Raw genomic sequence first — 16730 nt, 5'->3', positions numbered from 1 at the left:
GAACCCCCCCCCCCCCCCCCCCCCCCCCCCCCCCCCCCCCCCCCCCCCCCCCCCCCCCCCCCCCCCCCCCCCCCCCCCCCCCCCCCCCCCCCGCGCCGGATCTCGGCGTATCCGCGGCCGGGTCCCGAGCCGAGGATCCTGCCTGCGATCCGCGGGTCTTCGTAGCCGCTCAGCATCGCCTCGTCCGGCGTGTCCTTGATCTTCGCTTCGCCTTCGTACGCAACGGCTTCGAGCGGTTTGACCATCACCACCGCGGGTGCTTCGGCGACCCAGCCGCGCGCCGCCAGCTCCTCGTCCAGGCGTTTCGTCACGGGTCCCGCGAGGGAGACGAGCGGGCGCGCCCCGCGCGCGGCGTACCAGGCCTCGACCGCCGCGATCGCCGCGTCCGTGCCGCCCTCCGGTGCGGTCAGCGCCAGCACCGAGTTCGCGCGGCGCGTGACGCCTTCGGCGTACCGCAGCAGCCAGCCGCCGAGCTCGGCGGTCTCGGGCGCGGGCCAGGTCGCAGCCAGGAGCCGTTCGAGTTCGATGATCTCGGAGAACGGCGTCGGCTTCGGCGGGATCGCGCGGGCCGCGACGACCGCGGACGCCTCGATGGTGACGGCGGCCCCCGAAGCGGGCAGTACGCGCCAGACCGCCGGGCCGAACTCGATAAGCTCGCCGGTGATGTCCCTGAACCGGCCGCCGGATTCAGGCGATTCCAGCCTGATCCGCACCGCCACGCGACTACCGACATGTTCCGGTCCCAGCATCTGGCCCACCCCAAACCGTTGCGGCTACTTTTAGCAATAAGCTTTAGTCTCAATCTCAGCGCAGCCCGCCCGGCTGCGCGCTGTAGGAAGGACGACTCGTGACTTACGTAATCGCCGAGCCGTGCGTGGACGTTCTCGACAAGGCCTGCATCGAAGAGTGCCCGGTCGACTGCATCTACGAAGGCAACCGGATGCTCTACATCCACCCCGACGAGTGCGTCGACTGCGGTGCATGCGAGCCGGTGTGCCCGGTGGAGGCGATCTTCTACGAGGACGACGTCCCCGACGAGTGGGCCGGCTACACCAAGGCCAACGTCGACTTCTTCGACGAGGTCGGCAGCCCCGGCGGGGCCTCCAAGGTCGGGAAGATCGAGAAGGACGACCCGTTCGTGGCCGCGCAGCCCGCGAAAGAGGAGTAGCCGCGATGGCGCTGCGACGCCTGCACAGCGCCTCTCCGGCCCGGCGGCTGCCGCGCTTCCCGTGGGACCGCATGGCCCCGTACCAGGAGCGCGCGGCGGCCCACCCCGGCGGGATCGTCGACCTCACGGTCGGCGCCCCCGTGGACGAGGTGCCCGAGTCGATCCGGCAGGCGCTCGTCGCCGCGTCGGCCCGGCCCGGTTACCCGACGGTGGCCGGTCCGGCGGCGCTCGGCGAGGCGATGCGGTCGTGGCTGCACCGGCACACGGGCGTGGCCGAGGACGTCGCGGTCCTTCCGACCGTGGGCTCCAAGGAGCTGGTCGCGAACCTGCCGCTCCAGCTGGGCATCGGCCCGGGTGAAGCCGTGGCCTACCCCGAGATCGCCTACCCGACGTACGAGATCGGGGCGATCCTGGCGAAGGCCGACCCGCTGCCGGTGGCCGACCCGCGCGACGCCGCCGGTTCACGGCTGCGCCTGGCGTGGATCAACTACCCGACCAACCCGACCGGCGAGGTCGCCTCGGTCGAGTACCTGCGCGACCTGGTCCGCTGGGCCCGCGACAGCGGCGTGGTCCTCGCCAGCGACGAGTGCTACCTGACGCTCGGCTGGGACGACGAGCACCCGCCCGTCTCGGTCCTGGACCCGCGCGTGAACGACGGTGACCTCACGGGTCTCCTTGCGGCACATTCGCTCTCGAAGCGCTCGAACCTGGCCGGTTACCGCTCGGCGTTCCTCGCCGGGGACCCGGAGCTGATCGCCGACCTCCTGGAGATCCGCCGCCACTCGGGCTTCATGGTCCCGTGGGCCGTCCAGCAGGCCACGATCGCGGCCCTGCACGACGAGTCGCACGCGATCGAGCAGCGCGCCCGCTACGAGGCCCGCCGCGAGGTCCTGCGCAGCGCGGTCGAAGCGGCCGGGTTCCGCATCGACCACTCGACCGCGGGCCTGTACCTGTGGGCCACGCGCGGCGAGGACTGCTGGGACACCGTGCAGTGGCTCGCCGAGCGCGGCATCCTCGCCGCGGCGGGGGAGTTCTACGGCGCCAAGGGGAACCGGCACGTCCGGCTGTCGCTGACCGCGACGGACGAGGCGATCGCCGACGCCGCTCAGCGCTTGAAGTAAGACACGGCGAAGGGCCCGCGGCTGGAGTCCGCGGGCCCTTTGACTTGTTCGCAGGAACGGCTGCTACTCCACGGGCAGCGGCACGGGCAGGTCGATCGGCAGGCCGAGCGTGGTCAGCAGGGCCGTGCAGGCCGACAGGTCCGGGACCTGCTCGGCGGGCAGCGGGACCGGTGCGTCCCCGGCGGCGCCGAGGACCGCGGACACGAGCGCGGCGACGCACTCGCCGAGCTGCGTGACCAGGTCGTCGGTGGCGGGCGGTTCGACCGGTGCGCCCGGGCCGGGCAGCGGTACCGGCAGCGGCACCGGCAGCTGTTCCGATTCGGCCTGCACCGTCTCGGTCTCGGCCGCGCTCACGGCCGGAGCGCCGACCAGCATCATCGCCGGAACGGCCGCCGTGACGACGACCGCCTTCCAGATCTTCCGCGACTTCTTCTCGGTGGTGGACTGTGCCATGTGGATCCTCCCGTGGATCTTTCGGCTACCCCGGCGCGACGCGAGCGTTTACGTCTCGACCGTTCATGCGACGGGATGTCTACTTTCCGTAGCACTTTAGATACTCACAGTGATCATGTGGTCGTTTCATGGAAATCGCCTCACCTCGTCCCTCCACAAGTACGCCGTCCGGGGGACCCCACCAGTGCGGACTCCGGAACGTGAGGTCTTTCGTCCGATAGTCGACAATCCACCGAGCGCTCCGGACCGCGGGTCCTAGGACCAGAACCCGATGGCGGATGTCGCACCCTTCGGCCACACTGGTCGGGTGACCTTCCTGATCGGCCGCGACCATCCGGCGGCGGCCCTCCGCTCGGCCGTCGAACGCACCGTCTCCAGCCACGGCGGGCTCGCCCTCGTCACCGGCGAGGCCGGCATCGGCAAGTCCACGCTCGTCACCGACGTCGCCGCCCGCTACCGCGACGACCTCACGGTCGCGTTCGCGACCTCCTGGGAGTCCGAGGCCGTCCCCGACCACTGGCTCTGGGTCCAGGTCCTGCGCTCCCTGCGCGCCCAGCTCGGCGCCGAGACCTGGCGGGAACTGCGCCCCGCCCCGGCCGTCGACGCCCTCCTCGGCCAGGGCGACGGCTCCGCGCCCGACCAGTTCGAGCTGTACGACGCCGTCACCCAGCTCCTCATCGCCGTATCGCAGCGCGGCCCGGTCCTGGCCGTCCTCGACGACCTCCACTTCGCCGACCCCGGCAGCCTCGAACTGCTCAAGTTCGCCTCGCAGCACACCTGGTTCGAGCGGCTCCTGTTCGTCGGCACCTACCGCGACTCCGAGATCGACCCCGGCCACCGCCTGCGCGCCCGCATGCTCCCGCTCGTCGCCAAAGCGACCATGATCAGCCTCGACGGCCTCGACGAAACGGGCGTCGCCGAGCTGTGCCGCACCACCGTCGGCGACGCGCCCGACGCGGCCACGGTCGCCGCGATCACCCGCCGCACCGGCGGCAACCCGTTCTTCGTCGAGCAGACCGCGCAGCTGTGGGCCTCCGGGCAGCGCGTCGACGCCACCACCGCCGGGATGCGCGACGCCCTCCAGCGCCGCATCGACCAGCTCCCCGAACCGCTCGTCAGGATGCTCACCCTCGCCTCGGTCGGCGGCCGCGAGTTCCACTCCGGCGTCATGGCCCAGGCCTCCGGGCTCGACCCGCACCGCATCGAAGGCGCGCTCGACGCCGCCTGCCAGACCCGGCTCGTGCGCCGCGAGGCCGACCGGTACGTGTTCGTCCACGACCTCGTGCGCGAGACGCTCTACAACACGATGTCGCCCGAAGAGGCCGCCCACCACCACGGCTGCGTCGTGCGCGCCCTCGTCGCCGACGAGTCGCTGCAGAAGCTCATGCTCTCCACCGAGATCGCCCACCACGCCTGGCTCGCCGGGGACGACCTCGACCCGAAACTCGCGGTCCAGTTCCTCACCCGCGCCGCCAAGGAGTCCCAGAGCTGCCTCAGTGTCGAAGGCGCCGAACGGTACTGCCGCCGCGCGCTCGAACGCTGCACGCCCGGGATGGTCCGCGAGCAGGTCCTGCTGCGCCTCGAACTCGCCGGGGCCGTGCTCTGGCGCAGCCGCGCCGACGCGTCGCTGCGAGACGAAGGCCGCGCCCTCTACGACCAGGCCCTCTACGAGGCCGAGGACTCCGGCGACCCGATGCTCCTCGCGCGCGCCGCCGTCGAGGTCCCGCAGGACGCGAACGTCCCCGAACTCGTGCGCCTCAAGACCCTCGCGTACACGAAACTCGCAGGCGAGGCCCCCGACCCCGGCATCGAACACGACGAACTCACCCGCAAGCTCCTGTACGCGTACATGCTCGCCGCGCGCGCCGCCGAATCCGACGAGGACCTCTCGTTCGGCCTGTGGGCCACGCACGCCGTCAACTGGGGCCCCGGCACGGCCGCCGAACGCCAGGCCATCGTCGAGGAGCTCGGTGAGCTCAGCCGCCGCACCGGCGACATGGAGATGCGCCTGTACGCGGCCTCCCTCGGCTGGGTCGTGCTCCTCGAACGCGGCGACCCGGCCTTCCTCGACCAGCTCGAACGCTTCTGCGCGCTCGCCGAGGCCAGCGACTCCGAGCGCTGGCGCTCCGGCATGGACGTCGACCGCGCCGTGATCGACATGGTCCAGGGCCGCTTCGAAAGCGCCGAGGAGCGGATCGCCGCGGCCGCCGCCGTCGCCGGGGGCGACCCGATGTACCTCCACATGATCGAGCACCTGGAGTGGGAGCTGAGCATCGCGCGAGGCGCGGTCCCGAAGTCGGTCTCGCGCGGCTGGGGCGAGGCGTTCGGCGCCTGGCACCCGGACCTGCTCTCGGGGCTCAGCGCCCTGGCCCGCGGCGACGTCGCGGCCGCACGGGCCGTCCGCGCTCGGCTCGGCGACGGGCCCGCCCTCCGCAGCCCCTGGGAGTACCTGTGGATACGCTTCGAGGCTGAACTCGCGATCGCCGAGGACGACACGGAGACCGTTGCGCGCCTTCGCGAACGCCTCGCCCCGGTCGAAGGCGAATGGCTGGTCGCCCTGTGGGGCACCAGCGTCCACGGCCCCGTCTCCTACTGGCTCGGGCTCCTGGCCGCGGCGGCCGGTGACGAGGACGCCGCCCGCGCCCACCTCGCAGGCGCCGTCGAGCAGTCCGAACGCCTCGGCGCCCGACCGTGGGCCGAAGCCGCCCGCGCCGCGCTCGCCGGATTCGCGACGCCCACGCCCGCAACCGAGACCAAGGGTTCCGTATTCCGCCGCGACGGCTCCACATGGCGGCTCCACTACGACGGCCGCGGCGTCCACCTCCCGCACACCAAGGGCCTCGCCGACCTGCACCGGCTCCTCAGCCGGCCCGGCATCGAAGTCGCCGCCGTCGACCTCTTGGACCCCGAAGGCGGCGAAGCGGTCTCGGCCGACGCCCGGCTCGGCGGCGACGACCTCCTCGACGCCGAGGCCCGCGCCCGCTACCGCGACCACCTCGACACGCTCGACGAGCAGATCGACACCGCCGCCGCCTTCGGCGACGACGCCCGCGCCGCCCGCCTCGACGCGGAACGCCAGGCCCTCATCGAGCAGCTCAAGGCCGCAACGGGACTCGGCGGGCGCTCGAGGCGCCTGGGCGACAACGCCGAACGCGCCCGCAAGAGCGTCACCAACCGCATCCGCAACACCCTCAAGAAGATCGAGGCCGTCCACCCCGCGCTGGCCGAGCACCTGCACGGCGCGGTCGCCACCGGCTCGTCCTGCGTCTACCGCCCCGAACCCGAAGCGCCCCATTGGGAGCTGTGAGCACGGCGAAGGCCGGGCGGGAGACCCGCCCGGCCGCGCCGGGGTGTTGTGAATCGAAGCGTCACTTGCGGTTGTAGGCCCTGATCGTCAGGAACCCGAAGACCGCGATGAAACCGGCCGACCAGATCAGCGTCGTCATGATCGAGGCCGAGTCGACGTGCCCGTCGAACAGGCCCCGCACGCCGTCGACCAGCTGCGAGATCGGCGTGTTCTCCACGACCGGCTGGAGCCAGCCGGGCATCGTCGCCGGGTCCACCATGATGTTCGACAGGAACGTCAGCGGGAACATGATCGACATCGAGATCGACATGACGGTCTTCTCCGACCGCGTGATCAGGCCCAGCCAGGTCCACAGCCACGAGAACGCGAAGCTGAACAGCAGCAGCAGACCCACGCCGAGCAGCACGCCGACCGCGCCGCCCTCGGGCCGGTAGCCCATGATCAGACCGGTACCGAGCATGACCGCACCCGCTGCGGCGTAACGGAACACGTCCGCCAGCAGGTACCCGACCATCGGCGCGGCCCGCCAGATCGGCAGCGTCCGGAACCGGTCCGACACGCCCTTGTTGATGTCGATGTTTACGCTCATGCCCGTGTACATCGTGGTCATCACGATGCTCATCACCATGATGCCCGGCAGCAGGAACTGCAGGTAGTCACCGGTGCCGCCCGCGATCGCGCCGCCGAACAGGTACGTGAACATCAGCAGCATCATGATCGGGAAGAGCAGCACGTCGAACAGCTGCTCCGGCACGTGCTTGATCTTCAGCATCGAACGCCAGGCGAACGCCCGCGCCGAAGTGAACGCGCTCGGCGCCGCCGGGCGCTCCCCGGTCGCCAGCAGGCGACGCAGGTGCTCCCGCTCGACCGGCGCCGGAGCGTCGGCATCGGACTTCGTAGTGGAGTGAGTGACGGTCATAGCGGTTTCCTTCCTAAAAGTCCGTAGGGATCAGGCGTCGACTCTGCTCGTCAGCGACAGGAAGACCTCGTCCAGGCTCGGCTGGCCGAGCGAGAAGTCGTCCACGAGGATGCCGGCGCGGGCCAGCTCGCCGAGGGCGTGCGAGCCCTGCTCGGCGGTGTCCTGGCCCGGGGCCAGGCGCGCGGTGAGCGCCACCGGGTCGTCGTCCAGGGCGACCTCCCCGCGCAGCGCCTCGGCGAGCACCTTTTGTGCGTGCTCGCGCTGGTCGGCGTGGTGCAGCCGCACCCGGATCGAGCCCGCGCCCACCGAGGACTTGAGCTGGCCGGGCGTGCCCTCGGCGATGACCTTGCCGGTGTCGATGACCGCGATGCGGCTCGCCAGCTGGTCCGCCTCCTCCAGGTACTGGGTCGTCAGCAGCACCGTGGTGCCCTCGCCGACGATCGTGCGGACCACGTCCCACACCTGGTTGCGGCTGCGCGGGTCCAGGCCCGTCGTCGGCTCGTCCAGGAACAGGAGCTTCGGCGTCACGATGATCGACGCGGCGATGTCGAGGCGCCGCCGCATACCGCCCGAGTAGGCCTTCACCTGCTTCGGCCCGGCCGCGGTCAGGCCGAACGCCTCCAACAGGTCCGCGGCCCGGTCGCGCGACGCGGGCTTCGCGTACCCGTACAGCCGCGACAGCAGCACCAGGTTCTCGAACCCGGTCAGGTCCTCGTCCAGCGACGCGTACTGGCCGGTCAGGCTCACCTGCGACCGCACCGAAGCGGCGTCGGCGACGAGGTCGCGGCCGAATACCGTGGCGCTCCCCGCATCCGGACGCAGCAGGGTGGCCAGCATCCGGACAGTGGTGGTCTTCCCGGCCCCGTTCGGGCCGAGCACGCCGTAGACGGTGCCGGCCGGGACCTCCAGGTCCACGCCGTCCACGGCCTTGACGTCTTTGAAGTGCTTGACGAGCCCTTCGGCCCGGATCGCGAGTTCGCGCTGCGACATGTCCGCCTCCTGGTTTCGCATCGTTGCTCTCAACCAGGAGGCGCTACGGACACGCCACGGCCCCCGCTACATCCGGTGTAGCGGGGGCCGGAGCCTTGCTAGTCCTTGAGGTGCTTGGGCCGCACGACCAGCCAGAACAGGAGCGCCGCCACGCCAGAGCCGACGCCGATTGCCGCCGCCGTGGTGTTCCACACGCCCGGCAGCTCCAGCTCGTAGAACCGCGCGAACGGCGGCACCGCGAGCACCGTCACGAACGCCAGCGCGCAGCCGCCCACCAGGACCGCCTTCCACCACACGTACGGGCGCGCCACGATCGCCAAAGCCGCCAGCGCCAGGCAGAACAGCGTGATCGCGGCCGTCGTCTGCGGCAGCTGCGAGTCGGTGCCGTCGTGCGCGAGCGACAGGAGGTAGACGATGAACGTCGGTACGGCGCAGCAGATCCCGGCCGGGATCGCGAACTTCAGCACCCGCTTCACGAAGTTCGGCTTGGCCCGCTCGAACGTCGGCGCGAGCGCCAGGAAGAACGCCGGGAGCCCGATCGTGAACAGGTTGATGAGCGACTGGTGGATCGGCAGGAACGGGTACGGCAGCGGGTCGCTGCCCATGATCCACGCGGAGATCGCACCGACGGCGACGAACAGCGCGAGCGCGATCGCGTACACGGTCTTGGTGAGGAACAGGTTCGAGACGCGGCCGATGTTGCCGAGCACCCGGCGGCCCTCGTCGACCACGTGCGGGAGGGTCGCGAACTCGTCGTCTAGGAGGACGACCTGCGCCACCGAGCGGGCGGCGGCCGAACCGGAGCCCATGGCGATGCCGAGGTCGGCGTCCTTGAGCGCGAGCACGTCGTTGACGCCGTCGCCGGTCATCGCGACCGTGTGGCCGCGGGACTGGAGGGCCTTCACGAACGCCTGCTTCTGGTGCGGCTTCACGCGGCCGAAGATCGTGGCCCGCTCGAGCAGGTCCGCGAGTTCCTCGGGGTCCTCGGGGAGGCGGCGCGCGTCGACCGTGTCGGCCGCGCCCTCGACGCCGAGTTGCGCGGCGACGGCGCCGACGGCGGCGGGGGAGTCGCCGGAGATGATCTTGACCTTGACGCCCTGCTCCTTGAAGTAGGCCAAGGTGGCGGCGGCGGTCTCGCGCAGGCGCTGGCGCAGGATCACGAGGGCCTGGGCTTTGACGCCGCTCACTCCGCCTGTGGTGGAGGCGGACTCGGCGGTGACGAGCGCGAGGACGCGGTGGCCCTGGGCGGCGAGCATGTCCGCTTCGAGGGCGACGGGGTCGCCGTGGTCCAGGAGGATGTCGGGCGCGCCGAGGAGCCAGGTGCCGTTGTCGGTGAAGCGGGTGCCGCTCCATTTGCGGGCGGAGGAGAACGGCATGACGTCGATGACGCGCCAGTTCGGGTCGGCGGTCTGCTGCTCGCGCAGGTATTCGGCGACGGCCTGCATGGTCGGGTTGGGGCTGTCGTCGGCGGCGGCGAGGGCGGCGAGCGCGGCGTGGACGGCGTCGCCGTCGGAGCCGTCGATGGGCCGGATCTCGTCGACGTCCATGCCGCCCTCGGTGAGGGTGCCGGTCTTGTCGAGGCACAGCACGTCGGTGCGGGCGAGGCCTTCGATGGCGGGCAGTTCCTGGACGAGGACGTGGCGGGTGCCGAGGCGGATGACGCCGACGGCGAACGCGACGGAGGTGAGGAGGACGAGGCCTTCGGGGATCATCGGCACGATCCCGGCGACGGTGCGGACGATGATCTCGCGCCAGTTCGCGGCGTCGGCGAGCTGGCTGATGATCAAGAGGAGCGCGATCGGGACGATGAGCCAGTTGATGAGCTTGATGAAGCGGTTGATGCCCTCGCGCAGCTCGGAGCGGGCCAGCGTGAACTTGCTGGCCTCCTCGACGAGCTTGGCGGCGTAGGAGTCCGCGCCGATCTGCTCGGCCCGGAACAGGCCGGTCCCGGCGACGGCGAACGAGCCGGAGCGGACCTCGTCGCCGGGGGTCTTGGCGACGGGGTCGGCCTCGCCGGTGAGCAGCGACTCGTCGATCTCGAGGTTGCGGGACTCGACGACGGGGCCGTCGACGACGATGCGGTCGCCCGGTTCGACGTAGACGAGGTCGTCGCGGACGATCCGGGCCGGGTCGATCTCCTGGACCTCGCCGTCGCGCAGGACCTTCGCGTTGGACCGGTTCATCAGCGAGAGCTTGTCGAGGGTGCGCTTGGCGCGCAGCTCCTGGATCGTGCCGATCGCGATGTTGGCGATGATGACGCCCGCGAAGAGGCCCTGTTTGAGGCCTTCGAAGAAGCCTTCCTCTATCGCGGTGAAGCCGATCGCGATTGCCGCGAGCACGGCGATGACGGCGTTGAGCGGTGTGAAGAAGTTGGCGCGGAGGATCGCGGAGAGCGGTCGACTGGTGTGGCGCTTGGCCTCGTTGACGGCTCCGGCCTCGACGCGTTCGGCCACCTCGGCGGCCGTCAGGCCGCGGTCACCTGCCAGCATGGGTGTTGTCACGTCGACAGCTTATGCGACAGCATCCTTCCTGTATCACCGCCGAAGGACCGAGAGCGCCGTTTCGCCTCTCCGTCCTTCTACCGAGGAGACGCGGCCCGCAAGCGGCCTTATCCGATTGCGGCCGGAAAGGGTGCGACCACTAGAATCGCTGATTATGGCCAATGTACTCACACCGCAGGGCGAGGACTTCCCTCGCTGGTACCAGGACGTCATCGCCAAGGCCCAGCTGGCCGAGAACGGCCCGGCGAAGGGCTCGCAGGTGATCCGACCGACCGGTTTCGCCCTGTGGGAGCGCATGGTCGAGGAGATGGACGCCCGCATCAAGGAGACCGGCACGGAGAACGCCTCGTTCCCCCTGCTCATCCCCGAGTCCTACTTCACGCGCGAGGCCGACCACGTCGAGGGCTTCGCCCCCGAGCTGTGGATGGTCACGCACGGCGGCGGCAAGGAGCTCGAGGAGAAGCTGGCGATCCGTCCCACCTCCGAGACCATCATCGGCGAGTACATGTCGAAGTGGGTCAACTCGTACCGCGACCTGCCCCTGCTGCTCAACCAGTGGTGCAACGTCATGCGCTACGAGCTGCGCACCCGCCTGTTCCTGCGCTCCTCGGAGTTCCTGTGGCAGGAAGGGCACACCGTCCACGAGTCCTATGAGGACGCCCACGCGTTCACGCTGCGCATCCTCCACGAGGTCTACGCCGACTTCATGGAGAACGTGCTGGCGCTGCCGGTGCTGCGCGGCATCAAGACCGAGGCCCAGCGCTTCGCCGGGGCCCTCAACACCTTCGCGGTCGAGGCCCTGATGCGCGACGGCAAGGCCCTCCAGATGGGCACCTCGCACGAGCTCGGCCAGAAGTTCGCCAAGGCCTTCGACATCCAGTTCCAGGGCAAGGACGGCAAGCAGGCCCACGGCTGGACCACCTCGTGGGGCACCTCGACCCGCATGGTCGGCGGCCTCATCATGGGCCACGGCGACGACGCCGGCCTGCGCGTGCCCCCGAAGCTCGCGCCCATCCAGGCGCTCGTCATGGTCGTCAAGGACACCGACGAGGTCCAGACCGCCGCCCGCAAGGTCTACGACGAGCTCAAGGCCGACGGCGTGCGCGTCAAGCTCGACCACCGCGGCGACGTGGCCTTCGGCCGCCGCGCCGTGGACGCCGAGCTCAAGGGCTACCCCGTGCGCATCGAGATCGGCCCCCGCGACCTCAAGAACGGCGAGGCGACCATCGCCAGCCGCGTCGAGGGCACCAAGCAGACCGTCCCGCTCGGGATGCTCGCCGAAGCCGTCGCCGCCGCCCTCCAGGGGGCGCAGGACCAGCTGTGGGACGAGGCCGTGGCCTTCCGCGAGACGCACACCGTCGACACCTCGACGGTGGAGGAAGCGGTCGAAGCCGCCCAACACGGCTATGCCCGCATCCCCTGGGACGCGTGCGGCCTCGAGGGCGAGGCGAAGGCCGGCGAGTCCGCGGTGTTCGTGCGGGTGCTCCAGCGCGAGGACGGCTCCGTGCCGGACTCCCTGGATGAGTCCGGTCTCATCGCCTACCTCGCCCGGCAGTACTAGGCACCTGGTGCGCTAGACTCGGTCGCTGTACATGAGCTTTGGGACGGAAGCCCTCTCAACTACCGTGACGCAAGGCCAAGTTTCAGCGCTAACGAAATCCGGAGTAATTCCCCTGGAATTCGCGCGCGCTAACGTGATCCTTACTACAGGAGTAACAAAACGTGGCAGTTAAGATTCGCCTCACGCGAATGGGGAAGATCCGTACTCCCCAGTATCGTATCGTCATCGCCGACTCGCGCGTCAAGCGCGACGGCAAGGTGATCGAGAACGTCGGGATCTACCACCCGAAGGAGAACCCGTCCCGGATCGAGGTCAAGTCCGACCGCATCCAGCACTGGCTCTCGGTGGGCGCCCAGCCGTCCGACACCGTCAAGGCCATCCTCCGCAAGACCGGCGACTGGCAGCAGTTCAAGGGCCTCCCGGCCCCGGCTCCGCTGAAGGTCGCCGAGCCGAAGCCGGAGAAGGAATCCCTGTACGTGGCCGCCCTCAAGGAGTCGGGTATCGACCCCTCGAAGGCCTACGTCTCGGAGGAGGCCGCCAAGGCCGCGCCGAAGTCCAAGAAGTCCGCCGCCAAGGCCGACGAATCGGCTAAGACTGAAGAGGTCGAGGCCGCTGCCGACGAGGCCTCTGAGACCAAAGGGGAGTAATCGTGCTGCGACCGGCGCTTGAACACCTTGTCAAAGGCATCGTCGACAATCCTGACGACGTCCGCGTCCGTCTGGTCGACTCCCGTCGCGGCAAGCGGCTCGAGGTCCGGGTCAACCCGGAAGACCTCGGGACCGTCATCGGCCGCGGGGGCCGCACCGTGAACGCACTGCGCCAGGTCATCGGCTCGATCGGCGGCAAAGGCATTCGTGTCGAGGTCGTCGATTCCTACTGAGTCTTTCGGAACGGCCCCGGGGAACTTCCTCGGGGCCGTTTCCGTGCCAATTTACGGCTCGCAAGCTTCGCCGAGACTGTTTAAAGGGGTTTTCTCTTGTCACAACTAGTGGTCGGCCGGATCGTGCGCCCGCACGGGCTGCGCGGCGAGGTCGTCGTCGAGGTCCGCACCGACGATCCTGAACTGCGGTTCCAGCCCGGCGTCGAATACCAGACCAAGGGCGGCCAGCTCAAGGGCGCGCCGCTCAAGGCCGTCACCGTGCGCTGGCACCAGGGCCGCCCGATGATCGGCTTCGAGGGCCACGCGGACCGCAACGCCTCCGAGCTGCTGCGCGGCGTCGTGCTCAGTGTCGAGGTCGAAGAGGAAGCGCTGGTCGCCGAGGAGGACGAGGTCCACGACACCCTGCTCATCGGCCTCACCGTCGTCGACAAGGAAGCCGGGGAGGTCGGCACCGTCAGCCGCATCGACCACGGCGCCGCGTATGAGACCCTCGTGGTGAAGCGCAAGGGCCAGACCCCGGCGCTCATCCCGTTCGTCGCCGACATGGTCCTCGAGGTCGACATCGAAGCCGGTCAGATCAGCGTCGACCTGCCGCCGGGCCTGCTGGAGCTGTAGTGAAGATCGACGTCGTCACCGTCTTCCCCGAATACCTGCAGCCGCTCGACCTCTCGTTGATCGGCCGCGCCCGCGAGCGCGGGATGATCGACCTCAACGTCCACGACCTGCGCCGCTGGACCCACGACGTGCACCACTCGGTGGACGGCGGCCCCGCCGGGGGCGGGGCCGGGATGGTCATGAAGCCGCAGCCGTGGGGCGAGTGCTTCGACGAGCTCATCCCGGGGGAAGCGAAGCCGCGCCTGCTCGTCACGAGCCCGGCCGGGCGGCCCTTCACGCAGGCCATGGCGCACGAGCTGGCCGCCGAGCCCTGGCTCATGTTCGCCTGCGGCCGTTACGAAGGCATCGACCAGCGGGTCGTCGACTACGCGTCCGACAACATGGAGGTCACCGAGGTCTCCCTCGGCGACTACGTGCTCTTCGGCGGCGAGGTCGCGGTGCTCGCGATCATCGAGGCCGTGACCCGGCTCGTGCCCGGCGTCCTCGGCAACGCCGCATCGCTCGACGACGAGTCCCACAACGACGGGGTCCTCGAAGCCCCCGCGTACACCAAGCCCGCCGAATGGCGCGGCCACGAGATCCCGCCCGTGCTCCTCTCGGGGGACCACGGCAAGGTCGACCGCTGGCGGCGCGAGCAGGCGCTCCTGCGCACGCTCCGGGCCCGCCCCGATTTGCTGGAGCGGCTCGACCCGGGTAGCCTCGACAAACGTGACCGGCTCCTCCTCGAAGGGGCCGGGTTCAGCCTGCCCGTGCAGGGTGTGGCAGAGTAGGTGAGTTCCCGTGACGTGCCGTTCGTTCAAGCGGTACCTCTCCCGGTAGAACTTCTGAGCATTACCAATCGATGAGGTCGAAACCAATGAACATTCTGGATGAGCTGAACGCCGCCTCCATGCGCGCCGACGTGCCGGACTTCCGTCCCGGCGACACCGTCAAGGTGAACGTCCGTATCCAGGAAGGCAACCGGTCCCGTGTGCAGCTCTTCCAGGGCGTCGTCATCCGCCGCCACGGCGCCGGCATCGGCGAGACCTTCACGGTCCGCAAGCTGAGCTACGGCATCGGCGTCGAGCGCACCTTCCCGGTGCACGGCCCCATGGTCGACTCCATCGAGATCGCCATGCGAGGCAAGGTCCGCCGCGCGAAGCTGTACTACCTGCGCGACCGCAAGGGCAAGGCCGCCAAGATCAAGGAGAAGCGCGAACTCTAAGTCGCGCACTCTTGGCGAAGCTTGCGAGCCATAAATTGGCACAGTGAGTTTTGAGAACCCCGGGCCCCGTGCCCGGGGTTTTTCGCTGCCCGACGATTTCGGATACCCTCAGCACATGAGTCCTGGTACCCCCGGCGGGGCGAAGGGCCCCCGCCGCATCGGTTGGGACCGCCTCCCCGGTCCCGACGGGCCGGACGCTCCGCCCCCCGCACCCGCGCGCCGTCCCGGCACGCCGCCGCCCCGAGGCCCCGTCGCGGGCACCGGCCGCGGCGGAACCGATGAGACCCACCGCCTCCGCGACGACCCCGACGCGACCCGCACCTTCCGCCGCCCCGAGGGCCCCACCGGCGGACAGGACCGCGTGGCCGCCGAACGCGACCGCGTCGAGCGGTCCGCGGCCGCACATGACGAGGTCTCCGCCGAGCACCCGAAGCACAAGGGCCGCAAAGGAACCGAGAGCCGCCTCTCGCAGCCGCACAAGCGCCAGTACCTGTCGCTGTGGGTCGAGCTGCCGCTGCTGCTCGTCATCGCGTTCTCCGCGGCCGTCCTGCTGCGCACCTTCGCCGTGCAGCCCTTCTACATCCCCTCCGGGTCGATGGAGCAGACCCTCCAGGAGGGCGACAAGGTCCTCGTCCTCAAACTCACCAACACGCTGCGCACCCCGCAGCGCGGCGAGGTCGTGGTCTTCCGCGGCACCGACTCCTGGGACCCCGAGTACCGGCCCGCCACGGGCGACAGCGGCGCGTTCTCGACCTTCACCACCGGCGTCCTCGACCTCATCGGCCTCGCCAAACCCGACGAGAAGGACTTCATCAAACGGGTGATCGCCGTCGGCGGCGACACCGTCTCCTGCTGCGACGCGGACGGCAACGTCGTCGTCAACGGCGTGTCCCTCCACGAGGAGGCGTACGTCTACGAGAACTCCCCGCTCGAGATCGAACCGGGCGTGTGCGGCGCGCGGCGCTTCGAAGAGCTCACCGTGCCCGAAGGCGAGGTGTGGGTCATGGGCGACCACCGCGGCGACTCCTCCGACTCCCGCTGCTCCGGCACCGTGCCCGTCGAGAACATCATCGGCCGCGCCATCGCCCTCGTCTGGCCCACCGACAGGGCCCGCGAACTGGAGATCCCGGCCGCCTTCGACGCCCTCGACGGCACTGGCGGGACCACCGCCCCCGAGGGCGAGCAGGCGGCGTTCGGGACGGTCGGCGACGGCGTCCCGGCCGCGTGGAATACCGCCTGGCAGCAGCCGCCTTCCTTGCCGGGCACGGTGATGCTGACACCTGAGGCCAGAGCGCGAGCGCGTAGACTCGGACCGTGATCGATGAAGGGCAAGCGCCCGGCGCTGACGGTGAGAGCGTCGAGGAGACCTCCAAAGAAACGCAGCCGAAGAAGAAGGGATCGTTCTGGAAAGAACTGCCCATCCTGCTCGGCGTCGCCATCCTCGTGGCGATCGTGGTGCGGACCTGGGTCGTCCAGACCTATTACATCCCCTCCGGCTCGATGGAGAACACCCTCCTGATCAACGACCGGGTGCTCGTCAACAAGCTCGTCTACGACTTCTCCGAACCCGAGCGCGGCGAGATCATCGTCTTCACCGCGCCCGAGTCGTGGCGCTCGGTCATGGAAGAGGACGAGTTCATCAAGCGCGTGATCGCCGTGGGCGGCGACCACATCGTCGCCGATGAAGAAGGCAACATCTTCGTCAACGGCGAAGAGCTCGACGAAGAGTCGTACCTGTACACGAACCCGCTGACGGGGGAGCAGGACAAGTCCTCGCAGGACCCGTTCGACGTGGTCGTGCCGGAGGGCCGCCTGTGGGTCATGGGCGACCACCGCTCGGCCTCGGGCGACTCGCGCGAGCGGTACGTGCGCACCGGCGGCGACATCGAGTCCTCGACGATCCCCGTGGACGCCGTCATCGGCAAGGCCTTCGTGCTGTTCTGGCCGGTCGACGACTTCAACTGGTTCAAGATCCCCGAGACCTACGACGACGTCCCGGCGCCGTCCTGAG

16 protein-coding genes are annotated in these 16730 nt (G+C 69.9%); 11 read left to right on the top strand and 5 right to left on the bottom strand.

What is annotated here, in order from left to right; all coding sequences use genetic code 11:
* Positions 1 to 719 (bottom strand): GNAT family N-acetyltransferase, cg3035/Rv0428c family (locus tag ACZ60M_RS09150; protein ID WP_465416282.1); only part of this gene is annotated, 719 nt, incomplete at its 3' end.
* Positions 720 to 847: 128 nt separating this feature from the next.
* Between ACZ60M_RS09150 and fdxA the strand changes: the two genes are divergently transcribed.
* Together fdxA and dapC are read left to right on the top strand one after the other, a co-directional pair.
* On the top strand, positions 848 to 1168 hold the full coding sequence (gene fdxA / locus ACZ60M_RS09145; RefSeq protein WP_465416280.1) for a ferredoxin: 321 nt from the start codon (positions 848 to 850) through the stop codon (positions 1166 to 1168).
* A 5-nt stretch (positions 1169 to 1173) separates the two neighbouring features.
* On the top strand, positions 1174 to 2289 hold the full coding sequence (gene dapC / locus ACZ60M_RS09140) for a succinyldiaminopimelate transaminase (protein ID WP_465416278.1): 1116 nt from the start codon (positions 1174 to 1176) through the stop codon (positions 2287 to 2289).
* Between the two features lie 63 nt (positions 2290 to 2352).
* Here the strand turns inward: dapC and ACZ60M_RS09135 are convergent, their stop codons facing one another.
* Complete coding sequence (locus tag ACZ60M_RS09135; RefSeq protein ID WP_465416276.1) at positions 2353 to 2742, bottom strand: hypothetical protein; 390 nt, start codon at positions 2740 to 2742, stop codon at positions 2353 to 2355.
* A 307-nt stretch (positions 2743 to 3049) separates the two neighbouring features.
* Between ACZ60M_RS09135 and ACZ60M_RS09130 the strand changes: the two genes are divergently transcribed.
* Positions 3050 to 6049 carry an ATP-binding protein gene (locus tag ACZ60M_RS09130; RefSeq protein WP_465416274.1) on the top strand — a complete coding sequence of 1000 codons (3000 nt, stop codon included), beginning with the start codon at positions 3050 to 3052 and terminating at the stop codon, positions 6047 to 6049.
* 61 nt (positions 6050 to 6110) lie between these two features.
* Here the strand turns inward: ACZ60M_RS09130 and ACZ60M_RS09125 are convergent, their stop codons facing one another.
* From ACZ60M_RS09125 to ACZ60M_RS09115, 3 genes are all read right to left on the bottom strand, one after another.
* On the bottom strand, positions 6111 to 6968 hold the full coding sequence (locus tag ACZ60M_RS09125; RefSeq protein WP_465416272.1) for an ABC transporter permease: 858 nt from the start codon (positions 6966 to 6968) through the stop codon (positions 6111 to 6113).
* 30 nt (positions 6969 to 6998) lie between these two features.
* Positions 6999 to 7958: an ATP-binding cassette domain-containing protein gene (locus tag ACZ60M_RS09120; protein WP_465416270.1), complete on the bottom strand. Its 960-nt coding sequence runs from the start codon at positions 7956 to 7958 to the stop codon at positions 6999 to 7001.
* Between the two features lie 98 nt (positions 7959 to 8056).
* Complete coding sequence (locus ACZ60M_RS09115) at positions 8057 to 10459, bottom strand: HAD-IC family P-type ATPase (protein ID WP_465416268.1); 2403 nt, start codon at positions 10457 to 10459, stop codon at positions 8057 to 8059.
* A gap of 154 nt (positions 10460 to 10613) precedes the next feature.
* Between ACZ60M_RS09115 and proS the strand changes: the two genes are divergently transcribed.
* The 8 genes from proS (at position 10614) to lepB (ACZ60M_RS09075) (ending at position 16729) form a co-directional block, all read left to right on the top strand.
* Complete coding sequence (proS, locus tag ACZ60M_RS09110) at positions 10614 to 12020, top strand: proline--tRNA ligase (RefSeq protein ID WP_465416266.1); 1407 nt, start codon at positions 10614 to 10616, stop codon at positions 12018 to 12020.
* Between the two features lie 161 nt (positions 12021 to 12181).
* Positions 12182 to 12667, top strand: a complete 486-nt coding sequence (gene rpsP / locus ACZ60M_RS09105; protein WP_270109069.1) for a 30S ribosomal protein S16 — start codon at positions 12182 to 12184, stop codon at positions 12665 to 12667.
* The gene (locus tag ACZ60M_RS09100) at positions 12667 to 12900 is read left to right on the top strand and encodes an RNA-binding protein (protein ID WP_344473217.1); all 234 of its coding nucleotides are present in this window, start codon (positions 12667 to 12669) and stop codon (positions 12898 to 12900) included. Before rpsP ends, ACZ60M_RS09100 begins: the two co-directional genes overlap by 1 nt.
* A 96-nt stretch (positions 12901 to 12996) precedes the next feature.
* Positions 12997 to 13515 carry a ribosome maturation factor RimM gene (gene rimM, locus ACZ60M_RS09095; protein ID WP_465416263.1) on the top strand — a complete coding sequence of 173 codons (519 nt, stop codon included), beginning with the start codon at positions 12997 to 12999 and terminating at the stop codon, positions 13513 to 13515.
* Positions 13515 to 14285, top strand: a complete 771-nt coding sequence (trmD, locus tag ACZ60M_RS09090; protein WP_465416261.1) for a tRNA (guanosine(37)-N1)-methyltransferase TrmD — start codon at positions 13515 to 13517, stop codon at positions 14283 to 14285. Before rimM ends, trmD begins: the two co-directional genes overlap by 1 nt.
* Positions 14286 to 14371: 86 nt before the next feature.
* Positions 14372 to 14719, top strand: a complete 348-nt coding sequence (gene rplS / locus ACZ60M_RS09085) for a 50S ribosomal protein L19 (RefSeq protein ID WP_465416259.1) — start codon at positions 14372 to 14374, stop codon at positions 14717 to 14719.
* A 115-nt stretch (positions 14720 to 14834) separates the two neighbouring features.
* On the top strand, positions 14835 to 16037 hold the full coding sequence (gene lepB, locus ACZ60M_RS09080) for a signal peptidase I (RefSeq protein ID WP_465416258.1): 1203 nt from the start codon (positions 14835 to 14837) through the stop codon (positions 16035 to 16037).
* Positions 16034 to 16729, top strand: a complete 696-nt coding sequence (gene lepB, locus ACZ60M_RS09075; protein ID WP_465416256.1) for a signal peptidase I — start codon at positions 16034 to 16036, stop codon at positions 16727 to 16729. The genes lepB (ACZ60M_RS09080) and lepB (ACZ60M_RS09075) overlap by 4 nt, the downstream gene beginning before the upstream one ends.
* Position 16730: the final 1 nt, after the last annotated feature.

Source organism: Glycomyces sp. NPDC050141 (assembly GCF_055586545.1).
This window is presented reverse-complemented; position numbering and strand designations above follow the sequence as displayed.